The organism is Streptomyces sp. NPDC102441, from assembly GCF_044765585.1.
Lineage (GTDB): Bacteria > Actinomycetota > Actinomycetes > Streptomycetales > Streptomycetaceae > Streptomyces.
Genome location: NZ_JBIWKH010000016.1, coordinates 95,900 through 120,196 on the forward strand (window position 1 = coordinate 95,900; position 24,297 = coordinate 120,196).

Genomic DNA, 24,297 nt, shown 5'->3' on the forward strand with positions numbered 1-24,297 from the left:
CGTCCTGCCGCTCCGGCCTCTGCCGGCCTCCCCCTGAGAGGAGGTCAGATTCCCTGCGGGGCGAGCTTCGGGTTCGGGCCGTACTCGTTCACCTCGCGCGCACCCTCGGTGCACAGGAAGACGAGCAGGATGATGGCGCCCACGAGCGGGATGAGGGCGATCAGGAGCCACCAGCCGGTGCGGCTGGTGTCGTGCAGCCGGCGCACGGCGACGGCGAGCGACGGGATGAACACCGCGACCAGGTAGATGTAGTAGGGAATCTGCGAGTCGATGGCGAGGCCGAGCATGCTCAGGACCACTGCGGCTATGAAGTTGAAGAGCGCGAACATCCAGTACTCCTTGCGGCGCGCACGTCCGCCGAAGCCCGCGTAGTTCTTGAGTACAGCCAGGTACCAGTCCACTGTGTTTCCCTCCCCTGGCGCCCCGTTGGGGCGCACACCAATTTCGGCCAAGCCCAGCGGAAGGTAAAGCACAGATAAGGAAATGGTCAACAGCGTTCGGGGCGGTGCGAGAACTTACATCTACCTGCAGCACAGCTGTGTCCATACTGACGCCGAAAGCCCCCCGACGGCCCGGCAGGACGGTACTGACCGGTCTGAACCAGCCATTGTGGGCACTCTTCCTGTTGTACCAGCACAATCCGACGTCCGGACCGAAGCCCGCTTCCGGGTCCAGGACGACGTCGGCCACGGCCCATGGCCCGTGCAGGAGTTCAGGGCGGCCGCACGGCACAGGACTGTGGTGAAGGCTCTCCAGGAGCCCTCACCACAGTCAGCGGTCAGTCCGCCAGGGGCAGGTACACGCGGTTGCCGCTCGCCGCGAACTCCTTGGACTTCTCCGCCATCCCCGCCTCGATCTCGGCCTGGTCGGCCCCGTGCTCCCGCCGGATGTCATGGGAGATCTTCATCGAGCAGAACTTGGGGCCGCACATCGAGCAGAAGTGCGCCGTCTTCGCCGGCTCGGCCGGCAGCGTCTCGTCGTGGAACTCGCGCGCGGTGTCGGGGTCGAGTGCCAGATTGAACTGATCCTCCCAGCGGAACTCGAAGCGGGCGTCCGACAGAGCGTCGTCCCACTCCTGCGCCCCTGGGTGCCCCTTGGCGAGGTCCGCCGCATGAGCGGCGATCTTGTACGTGATGACACCGGTCTTCACGTCGTCACGGTTGGGCAGCCCCAGGTGCTCCTTGGGCGTGACGTAACAGAGCATCGCCGTCCCCCACCAGGCGATCATCGCCGCACCGATGCCCGAGGTGATGTGGTCGTACGCGGGTGCGACGTCCGTGGTGAGCGGGCCCAGTGTGTAGAAGGGCGCCTCCTCGCAGATCTCCTGCTGGAGGTCGATGTTCTCCTTGATCTTGTGCATCGGGACATGCCCCGGGCCCTCGATCATCGTCTGTACGCCGAACCGCTTGGCGACGGTGTTGAGCTCGCCGAGCGTCCGGAGTTCGGCGAACTGCGCCTCGTCGTTGGCGTCGGCGATGCAGCCGGGGCGCAGCCCGTCACCCAGCGAGTACGTCACGTCGAAGGCCGCGAGGATCTCGCAGAGCTCCTCGAAGTGCTCGTACAGGAAGGACTCCTTGTGGTGCGCCAGGCACCAGGCGGCCATGATGGACCCGCCGCGCGAGACGATGCCGGTCTTGCGACGTGCCGTCAGCGGCACGTAGGGGAGCCGCACACCGGCGTGCACCGTCATGTAGTCGACGCCCTGCTCGGCCTGCTCGACGACGGTGTCCTTGTAGATCTCCCACGTCAGTTCCTCGGCCCGGCCGTCGACCTTCTCGAGTGCCTGGTAGAGGGGGACGGTGCCGATCGGCACGGGGGAGTTGCGCAGGACCCACTCACGGGTGGTGTGGATGTTACGGCCGGTGGAGAGGTCCATGACCGTGTCGGCGCCCCACTTGGTGGCCCAGGTCATCTTGTCCACCTCCTCCTCGATGGAGGAGGTGACGGCGGAGTTGCCGATGTTGGCGTTGACCTTCACCAGGAAGCGCTTGCCGATGATCATCGGCTCGATCTCCGGGTGGTTGACGTTGGCCGGCAGGACGGCCCGGCCCGCCGCGATCTCCTCGCGCACGACCTCGGCTTCGACGCTCTCCCGGATCGCGACGTACTCCATCTCCGGGGTGACCTCCCCCCGGCGGGCGTACGCGAGCTGTGTGACGGGCCTGCCGTCGCGGCTGCGGCGGGGCTGGCGCGGGCGGCCCGGGAAGACCGCGTCGAGGTTGCGCAGGCCTCCCCGCGGCGAGGTGTGCTTGAGCCCGTCGTCCTCGGGAAGCGCGGGACGGCCCGCGTACTCCTCGGTGTCCCCGCGGGCGATGATCCAGTTCTCCCGGAGCGGGGCGAGCCCTCGGCGTACGTCGGTGTCGGTGGTGGGATCGGTGTACGGCCCGGACGTGTCGTACAGCGTCACGTCCTTGCCGTTGGTGAGGTGCACCTGACGGACCGGCACCTGGAGGTCCGGGCGCGAACCCTGGACGTATCCCTTGTGCCAGCCGATGGACTTCCCGGCCTCGTCGTTCTGCGCGTTCTGCTTCGAGGCAGGCGTGCGTGCGTCCGCTGTGGTCATGAGACCTACTCCCTACGCCGGCATTACCCGGTAACAGGTTCGGCGGTCGGCGCAGCGTGTTCCGTACGGAGATACGGAGGTCAGCGCCCTCTCAGCCCGGTGCTCCGAGCTCCCGCGTGTACAAATGTGCCTCCACGCTAACCTCCGTCCTGGCGTGCTGGCCAGAGGGCCTCCCCTGTTCTTGGGATGATCGCGGGGTGACGTCCCCCGGAAGCGCCCCCGAACCCCACGGCCCCGCATCAGGCAGCACAGAGAGTCATGCGCACGGCCACACCCACAGCCATGGTCCTGCCGCGCCCGTGTCGAAGCATCTGCGCAAGATCATCGCTGCCGTACTGATCCCGTTCGCCACCGCGGTTCTGGTCGGCCTCGTGGCGTTCTGGCCCGGCGGGGCCCCCGCCCATGAGCGCACCGGGGTCGGCTTCGACCGGCAGACTCAGGACGGGCAGGTCACGAAGGTCGTGTCGGTGGACTGCGCGGATGTCAACGCCTCGCAGGTGCCGCCGACCGGCGACACCTCCACGCCCTCGGGCCGGGAGGCCGTCAACGAGCAGTCGGGGCAGTGCGAGAAGGCCACGGTCGAAGTGACCACCGGTAAGGACAAGGGCCGTACGTTCGTCGAGGTCGTCCAGCCCGACGCCCCGCGGCAACTGCGCGAGGGGCAAGGCGTGATCGTGGCGTACGCGCCTGACGCGCCCCGGGACCTGCAGTATTCGGTGACCGACGTGGACCGCGCGTTCCCGATGGCGCTGCTCGCCGGGATCTTCGCCCTCGCGGTCGTCGTGGTGGGCAGACTGCGCGGACTGATGGCGCTGATCGCGCTCGCCGTCTCGTTCGCCGTGCTGACCCTGTTCATCCTGCCGGCGATTCTGCAGGGCTCGAATCCCCTGGTCGTCGCGGTGATCGGGGCCAGTGCCATCATGCTGATCGCCCTCTACACCTGCCATGGGCTGACGGCCCGCACATCCGTCGCCGTCATCGGCACGCTCATCTCACTGCTGCTGATCGGGCTGCTGGGTTCGCTCTTCATCGGCTGGGCCGGTCTGTCCGGGAACACGGATGACAACACCGGCCTGATCCATGGGCTGTACCCGGAGATCGACATGAGCGGCCTGCTGCTCGCCGGTGTGATCATCGGCTCGCTCGGCGTGCTCGACGACGTGACAGTGACCCAGACGTCAGCGGTCTGGGAGCTGCACCAGGCCGACCCGACCATGGGCGCACGCCGGCTCTACCGGGCGGGCATCCGGATCGGGCGCGACCACATCGCATCGGTCGTCAACACGCTCGTGCTCGCCTATGCGGGCGCGGCGCTGCCCCTGCTGCTGCTGTTCTCGATCGCGCAGAGCAGTGTGGGCACGGTGGCCAACAGCGAGCTGGTCGCCGAGGAGATCGTCCGCACACTGGTCGGATCGATCGGGCTGGTCGCCTCGGTGCCGGTGACGACGGTGCTCGCGGCCCTGGTGGTCTCCGCGGACCGCACGGGGCTCGGCACGGAAGCCGGAGCTCCTGCACCCGCACGGACCGGGAGGGGACGACGCCGCAAGGCCTGAGCCGCGCCACCAGTTTTCCGGTGTTCGGTGTTCGGTGTTCGTCCGGATCTTTCTGTTCAGCCGGCGTTCTGCTCCTTGGCGAGGATGCGGCCCAGCGCCTCTTCCAAGTTGCCGTCGAAGTCACCCAGAGTGTGCTCCTGCCCCAACGGCACCAGCTTGTCCGTCCGGTCGAGAAAGGCCACAAGAGGTGCTGTGCCCGCCCTGAAGAGCGCACGGTCCGCACCGACCTGAAGGCGGATATGTACGTCCGACAGCCCCTCGGGCTCGATCGGGCCGATGTGCACATCGCCGTCGCCACTGGGGCTGTTGAGACCGTCGAGCAGCAGCTCGCGGCCGAATGCCCAGGTGACGGGGGCGTCACCTGGCAGGTGGAAGGTCATCCGGATCGCATACGGATCACTGACCTCGTACCGGAGCTCCACCGGAATACGGAAGGAGAGCTCCTCGGAGACGAGGAAGCTCATCATGACCTCTGCTTGAACCGACTCGCGCATCGTTCAACCCCGCAGTAGATGAAACTGGCCAGGAATGATCCCCCATGGCCCTATTGACGCCATCGTGGTGCACGCGATAGCAGATCACAAGGAGTGATTTTTCAGATACTGATAGAGAACACGAACGAGCGCAAGAGAGTAGTCACTTCGCAGCGTAGTTGTTCGACTGCGGGGAGCAACCGTTCCTCTTGGTGCAGCGGGAGAGAAACGGCCATGGCCGCAACAGCAGAACCGACAGTGATCGGAATGGCCGCACAGACCGTCCCCACTGCGTACTCCTGGCGTTCAATGACAGGTTCCGTACGTTTCATCGATCTCAGCCGGTTCAGCAGCGCCTGACGGTCCCTTACGGAGTAACGCGTCAGCGGCCGGACGGGGTGCCGGTCCAGATGATCCTCGCGTGCGCGCTCGTCGAGCTGCCCGAGGAGACACTGCCCGAGGGCGTGGGCATGGCCCGTCTCACGGAACGAGGCCCACTCGTGCACTGCGGGAACGGCCGGGGTATCGGCCACGGCGACCATCTCGATCTCGCCATCCTTGTACAGGGCGCAGTACACAGGGGCACCGATGACGTCCGCCCAGTGGGCGAGCGATTCGACGATCACGCCAGGACGCGGCGTCGCGGGGCCTCCGCCCAGGCGCTCGGCCGCGGCCCCGAACAGGAAGACGCCGTTCTCCCTGCGGAGATACCCCTCATGGGTGAGGGTCCGCAGCAGGTGATAGGCGGTGGGAAGGGGGAGCCCGGCCTCCCGGGCGAGCTGCTTGGCCGGCGCCCCGTCCCGATGGGTGCCCACAGCCTCCATAAGTCTCAACGCCCGCTGAACCGAACCGATCAACGTCGGGACAGCGGTACTCGATGCCGTGGTCACAGGTCACCCCCAGGCATGGTGACGGGCTCTCAGCCCTCCCGCGGGGGCCGCCCCCACGGGCCCGCCGCGAGCCTGGGGTCCGGAGACCGGACGGTCGCACAAACCACTGGGCAGGATGGTGACGGACCGTCATTTCCCAGCTGGCGGCAGCGGTACGTCACTGTATCCGCACGTTCAGTCACGAGTGAGGTTTCGACCGTGACTTAGCTCAGCTGGGCTAATCGCCCGATCCCGCGGCCCGGCACGCGGACCCCGGACACCGCGTGACCGGGCTCCGCCCGATGGCCCTACCAGTCTTTGCGCTCGGACGAGGACATGAACTTCCGCACGACGAAGATCAGACCGCCCACGAGGACGACGAAGACCAGCACCTTGAACAGCAGCCCGATGACGAACCCGACCACGCTGGCGATCAGGCCGCCGAACACAACGAGCACGATGAGAGGCACCGCGACCCACTTCACCCACCAGGGCAGCCCCGCGAAAATCTCCCGCACCGCCATCGCTGTTACCTCGTCTCTATGAGTTCCTGCTTCGATGCTAGAGCCGTGGGGGTGGCCGGCGGGCGCCCCGGAGCCCTTGAAATCCCCTGAACGATCCCCTAGGGAACATCGGGCCCCGAGAACCCTCCGGAGCCGGAGGAAACCCCGGGAGGACCGGTCAGCCCTCCGGCGGGGAGAAGATCACCATCACTCTGAGGTCCTCGGTGATGTGGTGGAACTTGTGGGCGGCCCCGGCGGGTACGTACACGACGCTCCCCCGCGCCACCTGCGTCGTCTCCGTGCCCACCGTGATCGAGCCGTGGCCGCTCACGACGAGGTACACCTCGTCCTGCTTGTGCGGCTGCTGCGTATCGAGCGCGCCGGCGTCCAGGGCGTACAGGCCGACGGACATGTTCCGTTCCCGGATGAACTGCAGATACGCGCCTTCGTTGGCAGCGCGTTCCGCCTCCAGTTCGTCCAGTCTGAATGCCTTCATCGTCCGTCCGCCCCTCGCGCCCGTACCGTCTGTCCCGACGGTGCCCGCCACCGATCATGTCTGCCACGATCAGACACATGAAGAATTTCGTAGTCAAGACGATCGCCAACGCGGGTGCGCTGGCTGTAGCCATCTGGCTGCTCCAGGACATCACGCTGACCGGCGACAACACCGGACGCAAGGTGCTCGCGCTGATCGTGGTCGCGTTGCTGTTCGGTCTGGTGAACTTCATCGTCAAGCCGGTGGTGAAGCTGCTCACCCTCCCTCTGTTCATCCTCACGCTCGGGCTGATCACACTCGTGGTCAACGCCCTGATGCTGATGCTGACCTCGTGGCTGGCCGGCGTGGTCGACGTGAGTTTCCATGTGGAAGGCTTCTGGACCGCGGTCCTGGGCGGGCTCATCATCTCGGTCGTCTCCTGGGCGCTCAACGTGGTGCTCCCCGAGGAGGACTGATCCCTCCCTTGATGACACAGTGCGGAGCGGACCGGCGCACGCCGGGGAGAGACGAGGTATCGACATGAGCACCACAGGCGACGGAACACGGGCTGTACGAGCCGGCCTGCCCGAACCGGAGCAGTACGAGCCCACACTCCCCGGCCCGGTCTTCGCCGCGCACTTCCATCTGTCCGGCGAGCCGGTCGGCCCCTATACGTACGGCCGGGAGACGAATCCGACCTGGACCCACCTGGAGCGCGCTATCGGCGAGCTGGAGGCGCCGGGGGAGGAGGTCGGAACCACGGTCTTCGCCTCCGGGATGGCCGCCATCTCGGCCGTCCTGCTGTCCCAGGCGCGGACGGGCGACGCCGTGGTCCTGCCCAATGACGGCTATCAGGCTCTTCCCTTGGTGCGGGAGCAGCTGGAGGCGTACGGCGTCGAGGTGCGGACCGCACCGACCGGCGGGGACGCGCAGCTGGAACTGCTCGACGGGGCGAAGCTGCTGTGGATCGAGACCCCCTCCAACCCCGGCCTTGACGTCTGTGACGTACGCAGGCTCGTGGAGGCCGCCCACGCCGCGGGGGTCCTGGTGGCCGTCGACAACACTCTGGCCACCCCTCTCGGCCAGCGCCCCCTCGAACTGGGCGCGGACTTCTCGGTGGCCAGCGACACCAAGGGCATGACCGGGCACGGGGACATCCTGCTGGGCCATGTCAGCTGCCGGGATCCGCAGCTCACTGCCGGAGTACGACGCTGGCGCAAGGTGGTCGGCGCCATTCCCGGCCCCATGGAGGCCTGGCTCGCGCACCGTTCGCTGGCCACGCTGCAGCTGCGGATCGACCGCCAGTGCACGACCGCGCTGGCACTGGCCGAGGCCCTGTCCAAGCGTGCGGACGTGGCGGGGCTCCGGTACCCGGGGCTGCCCGGCGATCCCTCGTACCCCATCGCGGTCCGGCAGATGCGGCGCTTCGGCTCCGTGGTCTCGTTCGTACTGGCGGACAAGGGCACCGCGGAACGCTTCCTGGCCGGGCTGCGCCTGGTCGATGACGCGACGAGCTTCGGCGGCCTGCGCTCCACCGCCGAGCGCCGGGCCCGCTGGGGCGGGGACGCGGTGCCGGAGGGTTTTGTCCGTTTCTCGGTCGGCGCCGAGGACGCCGAGGATCTTCTGGCCGACGTGGAACGCGCACTGGACGCGTCCGCGCGCTGACCCTCTCCCCCTCAGGTCCTGGCAGGACCGGTCCGGGACGGGCGTCCCCGTCCACCGGACCGGTCCTGCTCGGGACGAGCGGTCCGAGCCTCCCCCCTCATGGCTCGGACCACCCCGGTTCCTGCGCCGAGAACCGCTTGGACAAGGCTAGTTGACTCTGCGTCAGTGTCCAATCACAGTAGCGACAGCGTCCTATCGACATATTTATAGTTGGGGCGGTCGTGAGGGACGGTGCGGGACGGCGCAGTGTCCGCGAGGGTGGAGGGGGCGGACCATGGACCTGGCCCTGCTGCGCACATTCGTCACGGTGCACCGGGCCGGATCGTTCACTCGGGCCGCCGCCCTGCTGGGTCTGTCCCAGCCGGCCGTCACCTCGCAGATACGCACGCTGGAACGGCAACTGGGCCGCCCGCTCTTCCTGCGCAGGGCCCGTGGGGTGACCCCCACCACCGTTGGCGACGAGCTCGCCCACCGGGCGGCCCCTCACCTGGACGCGCTGGTCGACCTCGTCGAGGTGGAGCTCGACGAGGAGTCCGGGACGAGGACACTGCACCTGGCAGGCCCTCCTGAGTTCACCTCCGTACGGGCGCTGCCCGCCCTCACCCCGCTGATCTCACAGGGGCTCGCGCTGCGCAGCACATTCGTCGCGAACCCCGAGGACACCCTGGAAGGGCTGGCGGCGGGACATCATGATCTGGCCATCACCACCGCCCGTCCACGCGGCGGGCTGCTGACATCGACCACCCTCTGCGACGAGGAGCACGTCCTGGTCGCCGCACCACGCTGGGCGGGACGTCTGGGCCCCGGGGCATTGCGCCACAAGGGCTCCGTACTCCTGGAGCAGCTGCCGGTGGTCGAGGTCCACGAGAGTCTCCCCCTGGTCTCCCGCTACTGGGCGACGGTCTTCGACAGCCGTCCCGCCGCCTCCGCAGCCGTGATCGCACCGGATCTCCGCGCGGTTCTGGAGTGTGCGGCAGCGGGCGCCGGCCTCGCCGTACTGCCGCGCTACCTCTGCGAGGACGCGCTGGAGCGGGGGGAGGTCGTGGCACTCCTCGACCCACCGATGCCACCGCTCCGCACGTACTTCCTCATCGCGAGGACCGGGACACTCGGGCTCCCGCACATCGCGCGGGCTCACGAGTGGCTGGTGCGGGCCGCCGTGGACTGGTGACCGGTCCGCCGATAGGAGTTTCAGACCGGCTTTCCTGGGCCACTCTCTTGCCATGACCGAACGTCCGGTGGTCAAGCGCACAGCACGCGCCGTCCTGCTCGACGGCAATGACCTCATCCTGATCAAGCGCACCAAGCCCGGTGTGGACCCGTACTGGATCACGCCTGGTGGTGGCGTCGAGCCGGAGGACGCCACCGTCGTCGACGCACTGCACCGTGAAATCGACGAGGAGCTCGGCGCCAAGATCGTCGACGTGGTGCCCTGCTTCGTCGATACCGTCGAACACATCGCCGGCGGCGGAGTAAAAGGCGTGAAGGTGCAGCAGTTCTTCGTCTGCCGACTGGCTTCGATGGATCTGTCGCGCCGGCACGGACCGGAGATCGACGACCCCTGCGGGGAGTACGAGGTGGTCCGGGTGCCCTTCAGCCGGATCGGAATCGCGGCCGTACACCTCGTCCCCCTGTCCCTGCGGCACTATCTGGACGCCAATATCGAGGGCGTACGCGCATTGCACGCACCCGACCTGGGCTGAGGCCTGGACCGCCCGGCGAGGAGTGCGACGCTCGGGCCGGGCCCGCCGCGTACGCCGAGGCCAGTAGCCGGGGATACTCCCGCTGTCAGATGACCGCATGCCTCTCGCTTGACACCGTGTTTCACGTGAAACCACTCAAGCGGCCAGTTCGCCGATCCATCCTCGTCGCCCATGTAGCGGTGTCCGTGAGCTGGCTGGGCCTCACCGGGGGGTTGCTGGCGCTCGGCCTCACCGCGTTCCTCACCCACGACGCCACGATGGCTCAGGCATCGACCCGCGCCATGAAGGTCTTCGGTGACTGGCTCGTCGTGCCGGTCGCCCTGCTGTCACTCCTCAGCGGTCTGGTGCTGGCGCTCCGTACCCCGTGGGGCCTGGCCAGGCATCGCTGGGTCTGGACGAAGTTCTGGCTGACCCTGATCACCGCGGGGCTGTCGGTCTTCTCGCTCCGACCGGGCATCAACGAGGCCGCGGCCCGGGGTGTAACAGACATCGACCTGGTGATCGCACCCTCGGTGGCCACGGCCACGTATCTCTTCATCACCGCGATATCGGTACTGAAGCCGTGGGGGCCGACCCGCCGAGGCCATCGCCTCCGGCAGGCTCAGCAGCGTGCGGGACAACCGGCCGGCCGGCCGTGACGCTCCGCCGCTCGAGCCCGCCGGAGAGCAGCGCCAGGAGCAGCGCCGAGGCAGCGAGTGCGGCGCCGACCCAGTTGGGCGCGGTGTAACCGAACCCGGCCGCGATCACGATGCCGCCGAGCCATGCCGAGAGCGCGTTACCGAGGTTGAAGGCACCGATGTTCACGGCTGAGGCCAGGGTGGGCGCACCGGCCGCCTGATCGAGAACGCGCTTCTGGAGCGGCGGCACGGTCGCGAAGCCAAGAGCCCCGATGAGGAAGATGGTCACCGCGGCGGCGATCTTGTTGTGCGCGGTCAGCGTGAACAGAGCCAGGACCGTCGCAAGCGCGCCCAGCGCCACGTACAGCATCGGCATCAGATGGCGGTCGGCGAACTTCCCGCCGAGCAGATTCCCGCCGACCATGCCGAGCCCGAAGAGGACCAGCAGCCAGGTGACGGACGACGTCGCGAAGCCGGCTGTCCCGGTCATCATCGGGGTGATGTAGGTGATCGCCGCGAAGACGCCGCCGAAGCCCAGAACCGTCATCGCCATGGCGAGGAGCACCTGGACATTGCGGAACGCGGCCAGTTCATGACGGATCCGCACGCCTTGAGGTTTCGGCTGCTCAGGAACGAGCTTCGCCACACCGAGGAGACCCAGGACTCCGAGTCCCGCGACGACGAAGAACGTGACGCGCCAGCCGAGGTTCTGGCCGATGAAGGTGCCCAGCGGGACCCCGACGACGTTGGCGACGGTGAGTCCGGTGAACATCATGGCGATGGCACCGGCCTTCTTCTCCGGGGCGACCAGATCCGCCGCCACGACCGATCCGATACCGAAGAAGGCACCATGGGCGAGTGAGGCGATCACCCGCCCTGCGAGCATCGCACCGAAGGTGGGGGCGAGTGCGGACACCACGTTCCCCACGATGAACAGCCCCATCAGGAGCATCAGCATCCGCTTTCGGGTCACGCGGGTGCCCAGAACGGTCATCAGCGGAGCACCGAGGACCACCCCCAGGGCGTAGCCCGTGACCAGGAAACCCGCGGTCGGGATCGAGACCTGGAAGTCCGCTGCGACATCGGGAAGCAACCCCATGATCACGAACTCGGTTGTGCCGATACCGAATGCTCCGATGGCGAGGGCGAGGAGCGCGAGCGGCATGGGTGTCACCTTCCTGAAAGACTGCGTCTGCACTTAACAAGCGTCCACAATAATTGCAGACGCCTGTTAATTGCAAGCGCGGACTATTGCATGTGTGCCCTATCCTGGAGGAAGACAGCTGAGGGAAGCAGCTCCCGTACGGAGGAGAGACCATGACAGCGACAGACCCCGCACTGACGGCCCTTGCGCAGAGCTGGTGCGCCCTCTCCCTGCTCCACGGGAAGATCGAGGCCCGTATCGAACGGGCCCTTCAGTCCCGCCACAACCTCAGCGCGCGCGAGTTCTCCCTGCTCGACGTCCTGAGCCGCCAGCACAGCGGCACGGGCGGGCATCTGCAGATGAAGCAGGTCGCGGACGCCGTGGTGCTGAGCCAGAGCGCCACCACACGGCTGGTCACCCGGCTCGAGGACCGGGGCCTGCTCACCCGCTACCTCTGCGACACGGACCGGCGGGGCATCTACACGGACGTCACCGAAGCGGGCCTCACGCTGCTGAACGAGGCCAGGCCGACCAACGACACCGCGCTCCGCGCCGCTCTCGACGAGGCCGCCGAGTACCCTGAACTCGCCCCTCTGGTCCGGACGGTCGAGGCACTGAAGGTCCCCGCCTGAACCGGTGGTTTTGCGTAGTCTGCCGATCATGAGCGATCTCGACATACGTCCCGCAGCACTCGCGGACATCCCCGCCATCGTGGCCATGCTCGCTGACGACCCGCTGGGTGCGCGGCGGGAGTCTCCGGACGACCTGGCCCCGTATCACGCCGCGTTCCGGCGTCTTGCCGACGACCCGAACCAGCATCTGACCGTGGCCGCGCGCCAGGGCCGCATCGTGGGGACACTCCAGCTCACGATCATTCCCGGACTGTCCCGACGTGGTGCGACGCGGTCCGTCATCGAAGGGGTCCGCGTCCACGCGGATGAGCGCGGCAGCGGTCTCGGCACCCAGCTGATTCAGTGGGCGGTCGACGAATCAAGGCGCCAGGACTGCCAGTTGGTGCAGTTGACATCGGACACCACCCGGACGGACGCCCACTGCTTCTACGAGCGGCTCGGCTTCACCGCGAGCCATGTGGGCTTCAAACTTACTCTCTGACCGCAGAGTTTCGGACAGCTCCGCCCTCCGGGAGGCAGCACGTGCACCGCATCGATGACGAGCAGCGCAGGATCAGACTCAGCCGACGGCACTTGCTGGCCCCGTCCGTACGGGCCACGTCCGCCGTCGAGGTGGCCGATGCCGTCGTAGCCCTGCACGCGACAGATGCCGCCACGGTCTTCCTCTCCGTCTGCGCCCGGCTGACCGACCCCGGGGCCGGGGCGGTTGAGCGAGCGCTCTACGAGGATGTTTCCCTGGTACGGCTGCTCTCCATGCGGAACACGTTGTTCACCGTGTCCGCGGAGGCCGCGCCCGCCGTCGACGCGTCGAGCGCGCGGACCGTGGCGGCCAAGGAACGCCAGAAGCTTCTCAAGCATCTGCGCGAGGACGGCAAGGGCCTGGACGAACAGTGGCTCGCCGACACCGAGCGGCAGACGCTCACTGCTCTGACCACTCGAGGCCGTGCCACGGGGAGCGAGCTGTCGGCCGCCGTACCCGCTCTGCGTACGAAGATCACCATTTTCCCCGGAACGAAGCAGGAAGCGGTGCAGGGGGTCGCCACCCGGGTGATCCGGGTACTGGCCGCTGACGGGCGCATCAGGCGGGACCGGCCACGCGGCTCATGGACCTCCAGCCAGTTCCGCTGGACGGCCGCCGAGCCCTGGCCCGCATCGGATCCCGCCGGGGCACGGGCGGAAGTGGCGAGACTCTGGCTCCACTCCTACGGGCCGGCCACCGAACGCGATCTGAAGTGGTGGACCGGCTGGGGTGTCCGCGAGACGCGTGCAGCCCTCGCTTCCATCGGCGCCGAGGAGGTCCTGCTCGACAGCGGGGCCGTCGGCTGGATCGCCCCGGGGGATCTCGCAGCCGAACCTGCTCCTGAGCCCTGGGCGGCCCTGCTGCCCGGTCTCGACCCGAGCGCGATGGGCTGGGCCGACCGTGATTTCCACCTGCCCGCCGATCACCGTGCCGCCCTCTTCGACCGTGCAGGAAACATCGGGCCCACTGTGTGGTGGAACGGCCGAATCGTGGGCGGCTGGGCCCAGCGCGCGGGCGGAGAGCCGGTGTGGCGACTGCTCTCCGACGTGGGCCAGGAGGCCTCACAGCTCATCGAGGCAGAGGCCGGCCGGCTGTCGGCCTGGGTGGGCGACGTCCGGATCACCCCGCGCTTCCGTACACCGCTGGAGCGCGAGCTGACGGCCTGATCCGCTTGCTGCGGGTCCGAGGCTGTCTGGGTCGGCGTTTCACGTGAAACGCCGACCCAGGCTCTTCAGCGGGCGAGGCCTCGCCAGCCGTCCTCGTCCACACCACCGGGAACCGCAGCACTCCGCTCGTACGGCTCCCGGGTGAAGACGAACGACCCCAGGTCGAGATGGTCCACCGTGCCGTCATCGGCGCGCACGGCCCTCAGCGTCTCCCCCGCGTAGTAGCCGTTGAGCCCCGTCCAGGTCCCGTCGGGGCGCGCCCGGAACCGGGAGGCGCGCCCGGCGCCCCGCAACGGCTGGAACTCGAGGCCCCCGTCTGCGAGCAGCTTCAGCGCGAGGACCTGCGTGCCCCAGTACCAGGGCCCTGTCAGCGCGAGAAGCCCCTCGTCGACCTCGGGCAGTGGACACCAGGGCTCCGGGATCCTCGGCTCCGCGTCGGCGACGATCTCCAGGAGGTCCGCAGCCACCGTACTGATCTGAGGGCCGGAGGTCGCGTTCGAGAACACCACGGCCGCCACGTCGTCCTCGACGCTGAACCACAACGCGGCCAGGAAGCCGGGGAGCGATCCCGTGTGGCCGAGGAGCGTACGGTTCCCGCGCCGTACCGCCTGCAGACCGAGGCCGTACGTGCCGGCCCAGTCGCCCGCTTCCGGTGGGGCGGAGGGGGCGTGCATCTCCACGACCGAGGACGCACGGAGCACCCGTTCATCGCCCTGTGCCAGGAAGGCCGCGAAGCGGAGCAGATCGGTGGTGGTCGACCAGAGCTGGCCGGCAGGTGCCATGAGTCCGAGGTCCTCGGCCGGCTCGGGCAGCATGACGTCGGCCCATGGATGGACAGCCCAGCCGCCCGCATGCGGGGCACACGCCTGCGGAGTCGTGCGGTCCATCCCCAGGGGTTCCAGAATCTCGCGGCGCAGGACCTCCGCCCAGGAATCGCCGCGCAGTCTCTCCACGAGCGAGCCGAGCAGCGTGTAACCCGGGTTCGAGTAGTGGTGGCCGTGGCCGGTGGGGTGGATCACCGGCTTCTCGCCGAGCACATCGGCCAGCTCGGGACGTATGGCCCCTGGTGTCCTCTCCCACCAGGGCGCCGGTGTCTCCGCCTTCAGACCCCCGCTGTGGCCCAGCAGCTGGAACACCGTCACCTGCCCGACATCCGTGCCGGGCAGGTGCTTCTCAAGAGGATCGTCCAGATCCAGCAGCCCCTCGTCGCGCAGGCGCATCACCAGCACAGCGGTGAACGTCTTGGTGATGGAGCCGATCCTGAACTGCGTATCTCCATCAGGCTCATGGCCGTCCACGCAGCTGCGGGCGCCGCTCCAGGCGATTTGCCCGCCCCTCTGCACCGCGGCGACGAGGGAGGGGGCGCGGCCTTCGGACTGAGCGGTGGCGACACGGTGCAACAGGGCGCGCCCGGTACCGGGGAGCAGGGTTTCGGAAGAGGTCATGGCCCAAGCATGACCCGCGCCTCATCCGCCTGACGAACCTATTCGGCAGCCGCCGGGCAACCGCCTCCACCCCCGCGAAGCCACGTAGAACCGTCGTCGATCTCGTCGATCAGCCCACCGGTCAGTCGGGCATGGATCCCCGTTCCGCGCGGGCGGCGCGCGTCACCTTGAGATGCGGGCTTCGATGCCGTCGAGCAGGCAGTCGAGGCCGGTCCGGAAGGTGTGGTCGGCGTGGTGGTGCGTGGCATCGCGCACCACCGTGGCCAGCGCGGGGAATCGGCCGGTGGCGAGGGTCCGCTTCAGATAGGGCCCGAGTGAGGCCTGCCAACGCTTCTCGTCCATCCCGGTGGCCCGCTCGGCACGCCGCTCGGCGACCTCCCGGCGCACCGCGCCGATCGCGTACGCGTTGACCGCGGCGACCACCGGCATGACCTCGTCCACGTCGACGTCACCCAGTGCGGCCACCACTGTCTCCCCACTGGCCAGCGCGTGCGGCCCGAGCTGGGGCCGGCCACCCAGCAGATCGGCCAGCCATTCGTGCTCGTGAGCGGCGTGCCGAGTGGCTTCGGCAAGAGACCGGAGCACCTCCCGCCAGCCGTCTCCGACCGGCCGGATCTCGGCGTGGGCGGCGTCGACCATCAGGTCGAGCAGCTCGTCCTTGCTGGCGATGTAGCCGTACAGCCGCATCGGACGGACGTCCAGCGCGGTGGCGACCTTGCGCAGCGACACCGCGTCCAGGCCGTCCGCGTCGGCCAGCCGGATCGCCGCTCGCACGATCTGCTCCCGGCTCAACGGGACCGGCACAGGCCGATTCGGTGGCTCCGGCCTCTCCCACACCAACATGCCGCTTACAGTACATCACATGAACCGATACAGTGTATCGACCAGTACGGCGTATCGAAGGAGGCACCCATGTCCATTGCCATCGTCGGAGCCGGCCTCGGCGGCCTGGCTCTCGCCCGTGTGCTGCACGTGAACGGCATGCGTTCGGTTGTGTACGAACGGGAGTCGTCACGCGGTGCTCGCGGTCAGGGCGGCATGCTCGACATCCACTCCGGCCAGCGGGCGCTGCGTGAGGCCGGTCTGATCGACCAGTTCCACGCGATTGCCCGTGGTGAAGGCCAGGACATGCGCCTTCTCGAGCCGGACGGCACCCTGCTGCTCCAGGAGGACACGCCCGACGACGCCCCGCTCGATCGACCCGAGGTCGACCGCGCCGACCTCCGGGACCTGCTGCTGGATTCCCTCCCCGAACACGCGGTGCGCTGGGGGCACGCGTTCGGGTCCGCCGACAACGGCCTGCTGCACTTCGCCGACGGCAGCAGTGCGACATATGACCTACTGGTCGGCGCGGACGGCGCTCAGTCCCGGGTCCGCACGATGCTCACCGACGCCCGCCCGGTGCACATCGGCCAGAACATCGTCGAGCTCGGCATTCCCGACATCGACCGCACGCACCCCGACCTCGCGGCGATGGTCGGGCGCGGCAACTACTGGGTGTTCGGCAACGGACTGTCCCTGGCGGCGCAGCGCAACGGCGACGGGCGCGTTCGCATCGGCCTGAACTTCTACAACACCGCCGAGGACTGGTTCGCCACCAGCGGGATCCCGTTCGACGACCCGGCCGCCGCCAGGGCGCGGCTGATCGATCTGCTCCCCGGCTGGGATCCACGGTTCACCGCACTGATCGCGGCTTGCGACGACACGGTCGTGCCGCGGCCGATCACCACTCTCCCGATCGGCCTGACCTGGCCTTCGACGCCAGGCGTCACCCTGCTCGGCGATGCCGCGCACCTGATGCCACCGGTGGGAGAAGGCGCCAACATGGCGCTGCTCGACGGCGCCCTGCTCGGTCTCGCGCTGGCCACGCAACCCGACGACTTCTCCGCCGCCGTCGAAGAATACGAACGCGAGATGTTCGAACGCACCGGTGCCGCCGCCCGGATGTCCGCGGACATGCAGGAATTGCTGATGTCGCCGGACGCCGCCAAGAAGCTGCTCGCGGTCTTCCAACCCGGCTGAAGGGAACGGATACGACCGGGAGCCTGCGCCCTGCACGGTGAAGGCTCCCGCGACCCGTGTCACCTGCCGTGTCTCTGCCCTCGACGGTTTTCGGGCTTCTCACGCCGTGTCATCTGCTGTAGGGGCAGTCATGCCACGGGGCCCCACCTGTCGGGCCTCTTCGGGGTCAGGGCTGGTCGCCCACGAGAGCGATTGCGCGCGTCTCGGGAACCCCCAGCATCAGCAGGCTCGTGATCGTCGCTGCTCGGGTGCCGAGGGTCCCGTTCGACAGGTCGCTGTCCGCGATGGCGAACACGACGCCGTAGGCAACCTGGCTCAGAATGCCTGCCGGCAGGTGCTGCGCGAACACGTCACCGTCCTGGCCCCGTTTCACGAGGTCGGCGAGCAGCTCGTCGACCGGCCCGAGCAGACCGTGGATCGCCTCGCCGTACTCGCCACGACGCAGTGCCAACAGCACTCGGTACCGGTGCGCCACCGGCCAGAGGCGGGCGATGAATTCGGCCCACTCCGCGTCCGCTTCCGCCTCGGCGGCGTTGACTTCGGTGAGCACGGCTGTCATCTCGGTGACGGCCCGTTCCGTGAGTGTCCGAACCAGGTCGAGGCGCGAGGGGAAATAGCCATAGACGGTGCGACGGACGACGCCGGCAGCGGAGGCGATGTCGCCCATGCCGGCGTCGGGCTTCTCTCCCAGCACGTCGAGGGCGACGTCGAGGATGCGATCGCGCGTCTCGTTCATCGAGCGCACACGGGAGGACTCGGTGGGCACGGCACCATTGTTGCACACCAGCGTGCAACGAAGTAGATTGCACACCGGTGTGCAACAGAGAGCTGCACTCTGCTTCGAAGCCCAGGAGAAGAAGACAATGACCGCACCGACGCCGCCGGCCTCGGCCCTCGTACGCCCGTTCACCGTCTCGATCCCGGATTCGGAGATCGACGACGTGAAGCAGCGACTGGCCAGAACTCGATGGCCGGATCCGGAAACGGTGGGCGACTGGTCGCAAGGCGTTCGCGTGGAGAACGCCAGATCGCTGGTCGACCACTGGGAGCGCGGCTACGACTGGCGGCGCTTCGAGTCCGACCTCAATCGCTTCCCTCAGTTCCTGACCGAGATTGATGGGCTGGACATCCACTTCATCCACGCCAGGTCCAAGAATCCCCACGCGATGCCGCTGATACTCACGCACGGATGGCCGGGCTCGATCGTCGAGTTCCTGAAGGTGATCGGCCCGCTGACCGATCCGGTTTCGTTCGGAGGAGACGCCGCCGATTCATTCGACGTCGTCGTCCCGTCGCTCCCCGGCTTCGGGTTCTCCCAGAAGCCCACGGAGACCGGGTGGACCGTATCGCGCATCGCAAGCGCGTGGGTGGAGCTGATGAAGCGTCTCGGCTACACGAGATGGGCCGCACAAGGCGGCGATTGGGGTGCCGTCGTCACCACCGCCCTCGGGGCCATGCAACCTGAGGGACTTCTCGGAATTCATCTGAACACCCAGTACGCCTTTCCCGCACAGATACCCGACACCTTGTCGCCCGAACAGCGCTACGCCGTGGAGACCCTCGCCCTCTACAACGGCGATCTCGGTGGGTCGAACCACCTTCAGCGCACGAAGCCGGAGACCGTCGGATTCGCCCTGGCGGACTCTCCCGCTGGTCAGGCAGCCTGGATCTACGAGAAGTTCCAGTCCAAGACCGACAACCACGGGCTCGCCGAGGACGCCCTCAGCATGGACGACATGCTCGACGCGATATCCCTCTACTGGCTCACCAACAGCGCAGCGTCGTCCGGCCGCATCTACTGGGAGAACGCATCGGGCACTCTCGCCGGCCCGCAGCTGACGCTTCCGGTCGCGGTGACCGTCTTCCCGAGGGACATCCCACGCCTGCCACGAAGCTGGATCGAAGACACCTACAGCAATCTGATCCACTACGGCCAGGCCGACAAGGGCGGGCACTTCGCGGCCTTGGAACAGCCCGAGCTCCTGGTCAGCGAAATCCGCACCGGCCTGCGCACCCTTCGTTCCTGACGCCAACGCGCGAACTCAGGAGCGCATGCGCGTGACCTGCAACGGCCTGCGTCAGGTCTGGGCCATGTCCACGAAGCGGGAGTAGTGCCCCTGGAACGCCACGGTGATCGTCGCCGTCGGGCCGTTACGGTGCTTGGCCACGATCAGGTCCGCCTCGCCCGCGCGCGGTGACTCCTTCTCGTACGCGTCCTCGCGGTGCAGCAGGATCACCATGTCGGCGTCCTGCTCGATGGATCCGGACTCACGCAGGTCGGAGACCATCGGCTTCTTGTCCGTGCGCTGTTCGGGCCCACGGTTCAGCTGGGACAGCGCGATGACGGGAAGCTCCAGCTCCTTGGCGAGGAGCTTGAGGTTTCGGGACATGTCCGAGACCTCCTGCTGGCGGCTCTCCGCCCTCTTGGCCCCGCCGGACTGCATCAGCTGCAGATAGTCGATGACCACGAGCTTGAGGTCGTTGCGCTGCTTGAGGCGTCGGCACTTCGCGCGGATCTCCATCATCGAGAGGTTCGGCGAATCGTCGATGTAGAGCGGCGCGGCCGACACATCCGGCATCCGGCGGGCCAGCCGTGTCCAGTCCTCGTCCGTCATGGTGCCGGAGCGCATGTGGTGGAGCGCCACACGGGCCTCGGCGGACAGCAGGCGCATCGCGATCTCGTTGCGCCCCATTTCCAGGGAGAAGATCACGCTCGGCAGGTTGCTCTTGATCGAACAGGCCCGGGCGAAGTCCAGGGCGAGGGTGGACTTACCCATGGCGGGCCGGGCCGCGATGACGACCATCTGGCCGGGGTGCAGGCCGTTGGTCAGGGCGTCGAGATCGGTGAATCCGGTCGGAACACCGGTCATCTCACCGCTGCGGGAACCGATGGCCTCGATCTCGTCGAGAGCACCTTCCATGATGTCGCCGAGCGGCAGGTAGTCCTCGCTGGTGCGCTGCTCCGTGACGGCGTAGATCTCGGCCTGCGCGGAGTTGACGATCTCGTCGACGTCGCCGTCGGCCGCGTATCCCATCTGGGTGATCTTCGTGCCGGCCTCGACGAGGCGCCGGAGAACGGCCCGCTCGTGGACGATCTCCGCGTAGTACGAGGCGTTGGCCGCGGTCGGCACGGACTGCACCAGCGTGTGCAGATACGGAGCTCCGCCGACCTTGGTGATCTCGCCGCGCTTGACCAGCTCGGCCGCCACCGTGATCGGGTCGGCGGGCTCCCCCTTGGCGTAGAGGTCGAGGATCGCCGTATAGACGGTCTCGTGGGCCGGGCGGTAGAAGTCGTGGCCCTTGATGATCTCCACGACGTCGGCGATGGCGTCCTTGGAGAGCAGCATGCCGCCGAGGACGGACTGTTCGGCGTCGAGATCCTGCGGAGGCACCCGCTCGAAGCCGGACGACCCGCCGTCCCAGCCGCTCTCCCGGCCCCGCTCGTGCTGTTCGTCGCGCCCCTTGCCCTCACCGCGACGCTGACGGGAAACCGGCAGACGGTCACTGGGACCGACATCGGCCCAGGGGTCGTCCAAAGGCTCGGGAATGCTCACCGGGCCACCTCCTCCCGTCCGCTTCGCGGACCTAGCCGTGCCACTCTTTCTTACGGCACGGCACCGACAAACAAGACGCCCGACTCCGGTTCCGGCGCGTCAAGTTCTGCGGAATTCCAAGCCGGAACGGAGTGCGGGCGCCGCACCACGGTAGGCCTGTCCGCACCGTCAGCCAATCTGGTTATCCACAGGGCATGTGGACGACGGACCAGATGCTGTGGAGAACTCATCCGATCCTGTGCACGGACCGGGGGACAGCACTGTGGACAAACTCATACGCGCCCGCCGAAGAGGCTCATGACCTGCGGTTTCTCAATCCACCGGCTGTGGGGGAGAAAAACTTTTCTCCTCAGCCCAAGATCTCCGGACATGGCCTCCCGATGAGCGCGGAAACCCCACCAAGGTAAGGATCCAAACCGCATTGCATCTCTTACCTGTGGAAGATTAGATTGACCCCATGACCCAGGCGCACACGACACGGCCGCCTTCCCGCCGTCGGCACGACCGCGAGATCATCGCGCTCGCCGTCCCGGCCTTCGGCGCGCTCGTCGCCGAGCCACTCTTCGTCATGGTCGACAGCGCCATCGTCGGCCATCTCGGCACCCCGCAACTGGCCGGACTGGCGGTCGCCGCGGCCCTGCTGACGACCGCGGTGAGCGTCTTCGTCTTTCTTGCCTACGCCACCACAGCCGCAGTCGCACGACAGGTCGGCGCGGGAGACCTGGCGTCCGCCATCCGCCAGGGGATGGACGGCATCTGGCTCGCTCTGCTCATCGGTGCCGCCGTTGTCGCTGTCACACTCCCCCTGGCACCGTGGCTGGTCGACATCTTCGGGGCTTCCGATACCGCGACCCCGTACGCCACCACGTACCTTCGGATCTCCAGCCTCGGCATCCCCGCCATGCTCGTGGTGCTCGCGGCGACGGGAGTGCTGCGCGGTCTGCAGGACACCCGGACACCGCTCTACGTCGCCATCGGTGGATTCGCGGCCAACGGAGCCCTCAACGCCGGTCTGGTCTACGGTGCCGGGCTGGGCATCGCAGGATCCGCATGGGGGACCGTCATCGCGCAGGTGGGCATGGCGCTCGTCTACCTGGTCGTCGTCGTCCGTGGAGCGCGTCGGCACGGAGCCTCGCTGCGTCCCGACGCTGCGGGTATCCGGGCGAGCGCCCAGGCAGGCGTACCTCTGCTGATCCGTACGCTTTCGCTGAGAGCGGTCCTGATGATCGCGACCGCGGTCGCCGCCCGCCTGGGCGACACGGACATCGCCGCGCATCAGATCATCCTGTCTCTCTGGAGCCTCACGGCCTTCGCGCTCGACGCCATCGCTATCGCCGGGCAGGCCATCATCGGCCGGTATCTGGGGGCGAACGACGCCAAGGGTGCCCGCGAGGCCTGCCGCCGGATGGTTCAGTGGGGGATCGCCTCGGGGGTGGTCCTCGGGGCAGCCATCGTGCTCGCCAGGCCCCTCTTCGTCCCGCTGTTCACGGGCGACACATCCGTACAGGACACTCTGCTGCCGGCACTGCTGCTCGTAGCCCTCTCCCAGCCGATCTCGGGGGTTGTATTCGTTCTCGACGGCGTACTCATGGGCGCGGGGGACGGCCGCTATCTCGCCTGGGCCATGGTTCTTACGCTGGCCGTCTTCGCTCCTGCCGCTCTCCTGGTTCCCAGCTTCGGAGGAGGCCTCACAGCTCTCTGGGGAGCGATGACGCTGATGATGACCGTCCGGTTGGTGACGCTGTGGATGCGCATGCGGTCGGGTCGGTGGATCGTGACCGGAGCCACGCGCTGAAGCGCGCCCCCTTGAACACCTGGTCATCAGCCGGACTGCTCCGTTTCACGTGAAACGGCATCGCGAGAGACGGCCTCGCGAGAGACGGCCTCACCTGAAGCCGTCTCACGTGAAACGGCTTCGCAGGAAACGACGAAGGGCCGCACCCAGGGGTGCGGCCCTTCACCTAGCTCTGCTGAGCTGTGCCCTTAGGCAGCAACGACCTCGATACCGAGCTTCGCGGCAACCTCGGGGTGCAGACGGACGGACACCTGGTGTCCGCCGAGCGTCTTGATCGGCGAGCCGAGCTCGACGCGACGCTTGTCGACGTCCGGACCACCGGCAGACTTGATCGCCGAGGCGATGTCAGCCGGGGTGACGGAACCGAAGAGGCGGCCGGCGTCGCCGGAGCGAACAGCCAGACGGACCTTCACGGCCTCGAGCTTGGCCTTGATCTCGTTGGCCTGCTCGATCGTCGCGATCTCGTGGATCTTGCGGGCGCGGCGGATCTGCGCCACGTCCTTCTCGCCACCCTTGGTCCAGCGAATGGCAAAGCCACGCGGAACCAGGTAGTTACGGGCGTACCCGTCCTTGACGTCCACGACGTCACCGGCGGCACCGAGGCCAGTGACCTCGTGGGTGAGGATGATCTTCATGATTCGGTCACCCTTCCCTTATCGCGCGGTGGACGTGTAGGGCAGCAGCGCCATCTCACGGCTGTTCTTGACTGCCGTGGCGACGTCACGCTGGTGCTGCGTGCAGTTGCCGGTGACGCGGCGGGCACGGATCTTGCCGCGGTCGGAAATGAACTTCCGCAGCATGTTCGTGTCCTTGTAGTCCACGTACTGGGTCTTGTCCTTGCAGAACGCGCAGACCTTCTTCTTAGGCTTGCGCACAGGCGGCTTCGCCATGGTGTTTCTCCTGTGTGATCAAGAAGTGGGGTACGAGCTGCCCTAGAAGGGCGGCTCGTCCGAGTAGCCGCCGCCGGAACCGCTGGAGCTGCCGGAACCGCCGGAGCTGCCGGAGCTTCCGCCCCAGCCACCCCCGCCGCCCTGCTGGCCCCCGCCCTGCTGGCCGCCGGCCGGAGCATTGGTGGCCCACGGGTCGTCGGCGGGAGCACCGCCGCCGCCCTGCTGGCCACCGCCACCGGGACCGCCGCCCCAGTTGCCGCCGCCCTGCTGGCCGCCGCCGTATCCACCCTGGCCACCGCCCTGGCCACCGCGACCTGTGGTCTTGGTGACCTTGGCCGTGGCGTTCTTCAGGCTGGGGCCGACTTCCTCGACGTCCAGCTCGTAGACCGTGCGCTTGACGCCCTCACGGTCCTCGTAGGACCGCTGCTTCAGCCGGCCCTGCACGACGACGCGCATGCCTCGCGTAAGCGACTCCGCGACGTTCTCCGCCGCCTGACGCCAGACCGAGCAGGTGAGGAACAGGCCTTCGCCGTCCTTCCACTCATTGGTCTGCCGGTCGAAGATGCGGGGAGTGGACGCGACACGGAACTTCGCGACCGCCGCACCGGACGGGGTGAAGCGCAGCTCGGGGTCGTCGACGAGATTGCCGACGACCGTGATGACGGTCTCGCCTGCCATGGGTGAACCTCTCGGCGGGGATTGCTTCTG

26 protein-coding genes and 1 riboswitch are annotated in these 24,297 nt (G+C 67.8%); of the genes, 12 read left to right on the plus strand and 14 right to left on the minus strand.

The genetic code is table 11. From position 1 onward, the window contains the following. Positions 1 to 44 precede the first annotated feature (44 nt). Both ACIREO_RS31130 and thiC read right to left on the minus strand, forming a co-directional pair. Positions 45 to 401 carry a DUF805 domain-containing protein gene (locus tag ACIREO_RS31130; protein ID WP_404116231.1) on the minus strand — a complete coding sequence of 119 codons (357 nt, stop codon included), beginning with the start codon at positions 399 to 401 and terminating at the stop codon, positions 45 to 47. Between the two features lie 377 nt (positions 402 to 778). Then, a complete protein-coding gene (gene thiC / locus ACIREO_RS31135; protein WP_404116233.1) occupies positions 779 to 2,563 on the minus strand; it encodes a phosphomethylpyrimidine synthase ThiC in 1,785 nt (594 codons plus the stop codon). After that, positions 2,556 to 2,689: riboswitch (TPP riboswitch) on the minus strand. Its footprint overlaps the gene before it by 8 nt. Before the next feature lie 71 nt (positions 2,690 to 2,760). On the opposite strand from thiC, the gene ACIREO_RS31140 reads away from it, so the two are divergent. Continuing rightward, positions 2,761 to 4,116: a YibE/F family protein gene (locus ACIREO_RS31140; RefSeq protein WP_404116235.1), complete on the plus strand. Its 1,356-nt coding sequence runs from the start codon at positions 2,761 to 2,763 to the stop codon at positions 4,114 to 4,116. 56 nt (positions 4,117 to 4,172) lie between these two features. Here the strand turns inward: ACIREO_RS31140 and ACIREO_RS31145 are convergent, their stop codons facing one another. From ACIREO_RS31145 to ACIREO_RS31160, 4 genes are all read right to left on the minus strand, one after another. After that, entirely contained in the window at positions 4,173 to 4,610 is a 438-nt protein-coding gene (locus ACIREO_RS31145; RefSeq protein WP_030123081.1) for an SsgA family sporulation/cell division regulator, read from the minus strand. A gap of 101 nt (positions 4,611 to 4,711) precedes the next feature. Beyond that, positions 4,712 to 5,479: an IclR family transcriptional regulator gene (locus ACIREO_RS31150; protein ID WP_404116237.1), complete on the minus strand. Its 768-nt coding sequence runs from the start codon at positions 5,477 to 5,479 to the stop codon at positions 4,712 to 4,714. 287 nt (positions 5,480 to 5,766) lie between these two features. Then, entirely contained in the window at positions 5,767 to 5,976 is a 210-nt protein-coding gene (locus ACIREO_RS31155; RefSeq protein WP_404116405.1) for a DUF5326 family protein, read from the minus strand. A 163-nt stretch (positions 5,977 to 6,139) separates the two neighbouring features. Further along, on the minus strand, positions 6,140 to 6,457 hold the full coding sequence (locus tag ACIREO_RS31160) for a cupin domain-containing protein (RefSeq protein WP_404116239.1): 318 nt from the start codon (positions 6,455 to 6,457) through the stop codon (positions 6,140 to 6,142). 77 nt (positions 6,458 to 6,534) lie between these two features. On the opposite strand from ACIREO_RS31160, the gene ACIREO_RS31165 reads away from it, so the two are divergent. From ACIREO_RS31165 to ACIREO_RS31185, 5 genes are all read left to right on the plus strand, one after another. Next, positions 6,535 to 6,912 carry a phage holin family protein gene (locus ACIREO_RS31165; RefSeq protein ID WP_404116241.1) on the plus strand — a complete coding sequence of 126 codons (378 nt, stop codon included), beginning with the start codon at positions 6,535 to 6,537 and terminating at the stop codon, positions 6,910 to 6,912. Between the two features lie 64 nt (positions 6,913 to 6,976). Then, positions 6,977 to 8,101 carry a cystathionine gamma-lyase gene (locus tag ACIREO_RS31170; protein WP_404116243.1) on the plus strand — a complete coding sequence of 375 codons (1,125 nt, stop codon included), beginning with the start codon at positions 6,977 to 6,979 and terminating at the stop codon, positions 8,099 to 8,101. 274 nt (positions 8,102 to 8,375) lie between these two features. After that, a complete protein-coding gene (locus ACIREO_RS31175; RefSeq protein WP_404116244.1) occupies positions 8,376 to 9,272 on the plus strand; it encodes a LysR family transcriptional regulator in 897 nt (298 codons plus the stop codon). A gap of 52 nt (positions 9,273 to 9,324) precedes the next feature. Beyond that, the gene (locus ACIREO_RS31180; RefSeq protein WP_404116246.1) at positions 9,325 to 9,804 is read left to right on the plus strand and encodes an NUDIX domain-containing protein; all 480 of its coding nucleotides are present in this window, start codon (positions 9,325 to 9,327) and stop codon (positions 9,802 to 9,804) included. Between the two features lie 125 nt (positions 9,805 to 9,929). Continuing rightward, complete coding sequence (locus ACIREO_RS31185) at positions 9,930 to 10,442, plus strand: DUF2269 domain-containing protein (RefSeq protein WP_404116248.1); 513 nt, start codon at positions 9,930 to 9,932, stop codon at positions 10,440 to 10,442. On the opposite strand, the gene ACIREO_RS31190 is transcribed toward ACIREO_RS31185, so the two are convergent. Further along, a complete protein-coding gene (locus ACIREO_RS31190; RefSeq protein WP_404116250.1) occupies positions 10,342 to 11,586 on the minus strand; it encodes an MFS transporter in 1,245 nt (414 codons plus the stop codon). The genes ACIREO_RS31185 and ACIREO_RS31190 overlap by 101 nt on opposite strands. A 152-nt stretch (positions 11,587 to 11,738) precedes the next feature. Between ACIREO_RS31190 and ACIREO_RS31195 the strand changes: the two genes are divergently transcribed. Genes ACIREO_RS31195 through ACIREO_RS31205 form a run of 3 tightly spaced genes read left to right on the plus strand, consistent with a single transcriptional unit; the run spans position 11,739 to position 13,883 of the window. Further along, entirely contained in the window at positions 11,739 to 12,197 is a 459-nt protein-coding gene (locus tag ACIREO_RS31195; RefSeq protein WP_404116252.1) for a MarR family winged helix-turn-helix transcriptional regulator, read from the plus strand. Positions 12,198 to 12,225: 28 nt separating this feature from the next. Further along, positions 12,226 to 12,678 (plus strand): GNAT family N-acetyltransferase, encoded by a 453-nt coding sequence (locus ACIREO_RS31200; RefSeq protein WP_404116254.1) that lies wholly within the window; start codon positions 12,226 to 12,228, stop codon positions 12,676 to 12,678. A 41-nt stretch (positions 12,679 to 12,719) separates the two neighbouring features. After that, positions 12,720 to 13,883, plus strand: a complete 1,164-nt coding sequence (locus ACIREO_RS31205) for a winged helix DNA-binding domain-containing protein (RefSeq protein WP_404116256.1) — start codon at positions 12,720 to 12,722, stop codon at positions 13,881 to 13,883. Between the two features lie 65 nt (positions 13,884 to 13,948). Here the strand turns inward: ACIREO_RS31205 and ACIREO_RS31210 are convergent, their stop codons facing one another. Next, positions 13,949 to 15,328: a serine hydrolase domain-containing protein gene (locus ACIREO_RS31210; RefSeq protein WP_404116258.1), complete on the minus strand. Its 1,380-nt coding sequence runs from the start codon at positions 15,326 to 15,328 to the stop codon at positions 13,949 to 13,951. A 162-nt stretch (positions 15,329 to 15,490) separates the two neighbouring features. After that, positions 15,491 to 16,171 carry a TetR/AcrR family transcriptional regulator gene (locus ACIREO_RS31215; protein ID WP_404116259.1) on the minus strand — a complete coding sequence of 227 codons (681 nt, stop codon included), beginning with the start codon at positions 16,169 to 16,171 and terminating at the stop codon, positions 15,491 to 15,493. A gap of 69 nt (positions 16,172 to 16,240) precedes the next feature. Here ACIREO_RS31215 and ACIREO_RS31220 point away from each other — a divergent pair, with 69 nt between their 5' ends. Beyond that, on the plus strand, positions 16,241 to 17,350 hold the full coding sequence (locus tag ACIREO_RS31220) for an FAD-dependent oxidoreductase (RefSeq protein WP_404116261.1): 1,110 nt from the start codon (positions 16,241 to 16,243) through the stop codon (positions 17,348 to 17,350). Between the two features lie 166 nt (positions 17,351 to 17,516). Here the strand turns inward: ACIREO_RS31220 and ACIREO_RS31225 are convergent, their stop codons facing one another. Beyond that, the gene (locus tag ACIREO_RS31225; RefSeq protein WP_404116263.1) at positions 17,517 to 18,116 is read right to left on the minus strand and encodes a TetR/AcrR family transcriptional regulator; all 600 of its coding nucleotides are present in this window, start codon (positions 18,114 to 18,116) and stop codon (positions 17,517 to 17,519) included. Positions 18,117 to 18,213: 97 nt separating this feature from the next. On the opposite strand from ACIREO_RS31225, the gene ACIREO_RS31230 reads away from it, so the two are divergent. After that, a complete protein-coding gene (locus ACIREO_RS31230; RefSeq protein WP_404116265.1) occupies positions 18,214 to 19,377 on the plus strand; it encodes an epoxide hydrolase family protein in 1,164 nt (387 codons plus the stop codon). Between the two features lie 51 nt (positions 19,378 to 19,428). Here ACIREO_RS31230 and dnaB read toward each other — a convergent pair whose 3' ends face one another. Then, on the minus strand, positions 19,429 to 20,886 hold the full coding sequence (gene dnaB, locus ACIREO_RS31235; protein ID WP_404116407.1) for a replicative DNA helicase: 1,458 nt from the start codon (positions 20,884 to 20,886) through the stop codon (positions 19,429 to 19,431). Positions 20,887 to 21,361: 475 nt separating this feature from the next. Between dnaB and ACIREO_RS31240 the strand changes: the two genes are divergently transcribed. After that, positions 21,362 to 22,699 (plus strand): MATE family efflux transporter, encoded by a 1,338-nt coding sequence (locus ACIREO_RS31240; protein WP_404116267.1) that lies wholly within the window; start codon positions 21,362 to 21,364, stop codon positions 22,697 to 22,699. 188 nt (positions 22,700 to 22,887) lie between these two features. Here ACIREO_RS31240 and rplI read toward each other — a convergent pair whose 3' ends face one another. Genes rplI through ACIREO_RS31255 form a run of 3 tightly spaced genes read right to left on the minus strand, consistent with a single transcriptional unit; the run spans position 22,888 to position 24,267 of the window. Continuing rightward, positions 22,888 to 23,334: a 50S ribosomal protein L9 gene (gene rplI, locus ACIREO_RS31245; RefSeq protein WP_014155197.1), complete on the minus strand. Its 447-nt coding sequence runs from the start codon at positions 23,332 to 23,334 to the stop codon at positions 22,888 to 22,890. Between the two features lie 18 nt (positions 23,335 to 23,352). Then, positions 23,353 to 23,589, minus strand: a complete 237-nt coding sequence (gene rpsR, locus ACIREO_RS31250) for a 30S ribosomal protein S18 (RefSeq protein WP_003967857.1) — start codon at positions 23,587 to 23,589, stop codon at positions 23,353 to 23,355. Between the two features lie 42 nt (positions 23,590 to 23,631). Continuing rightward, positions 23,632 to 24,267: a single-stranded DNA-binding protein gene (locus tag ACIREO_RS31255; RefSeq protein ID WP_404116269.1), complete on the minus strand. Its 636-nt coding sequence runs from the start codon at positions 24,265 to 24,267 to the stop codon at positions 23,632 to 23,634. Positions 24,268 to 24,297: the final 30 nt, after the last annotated feature.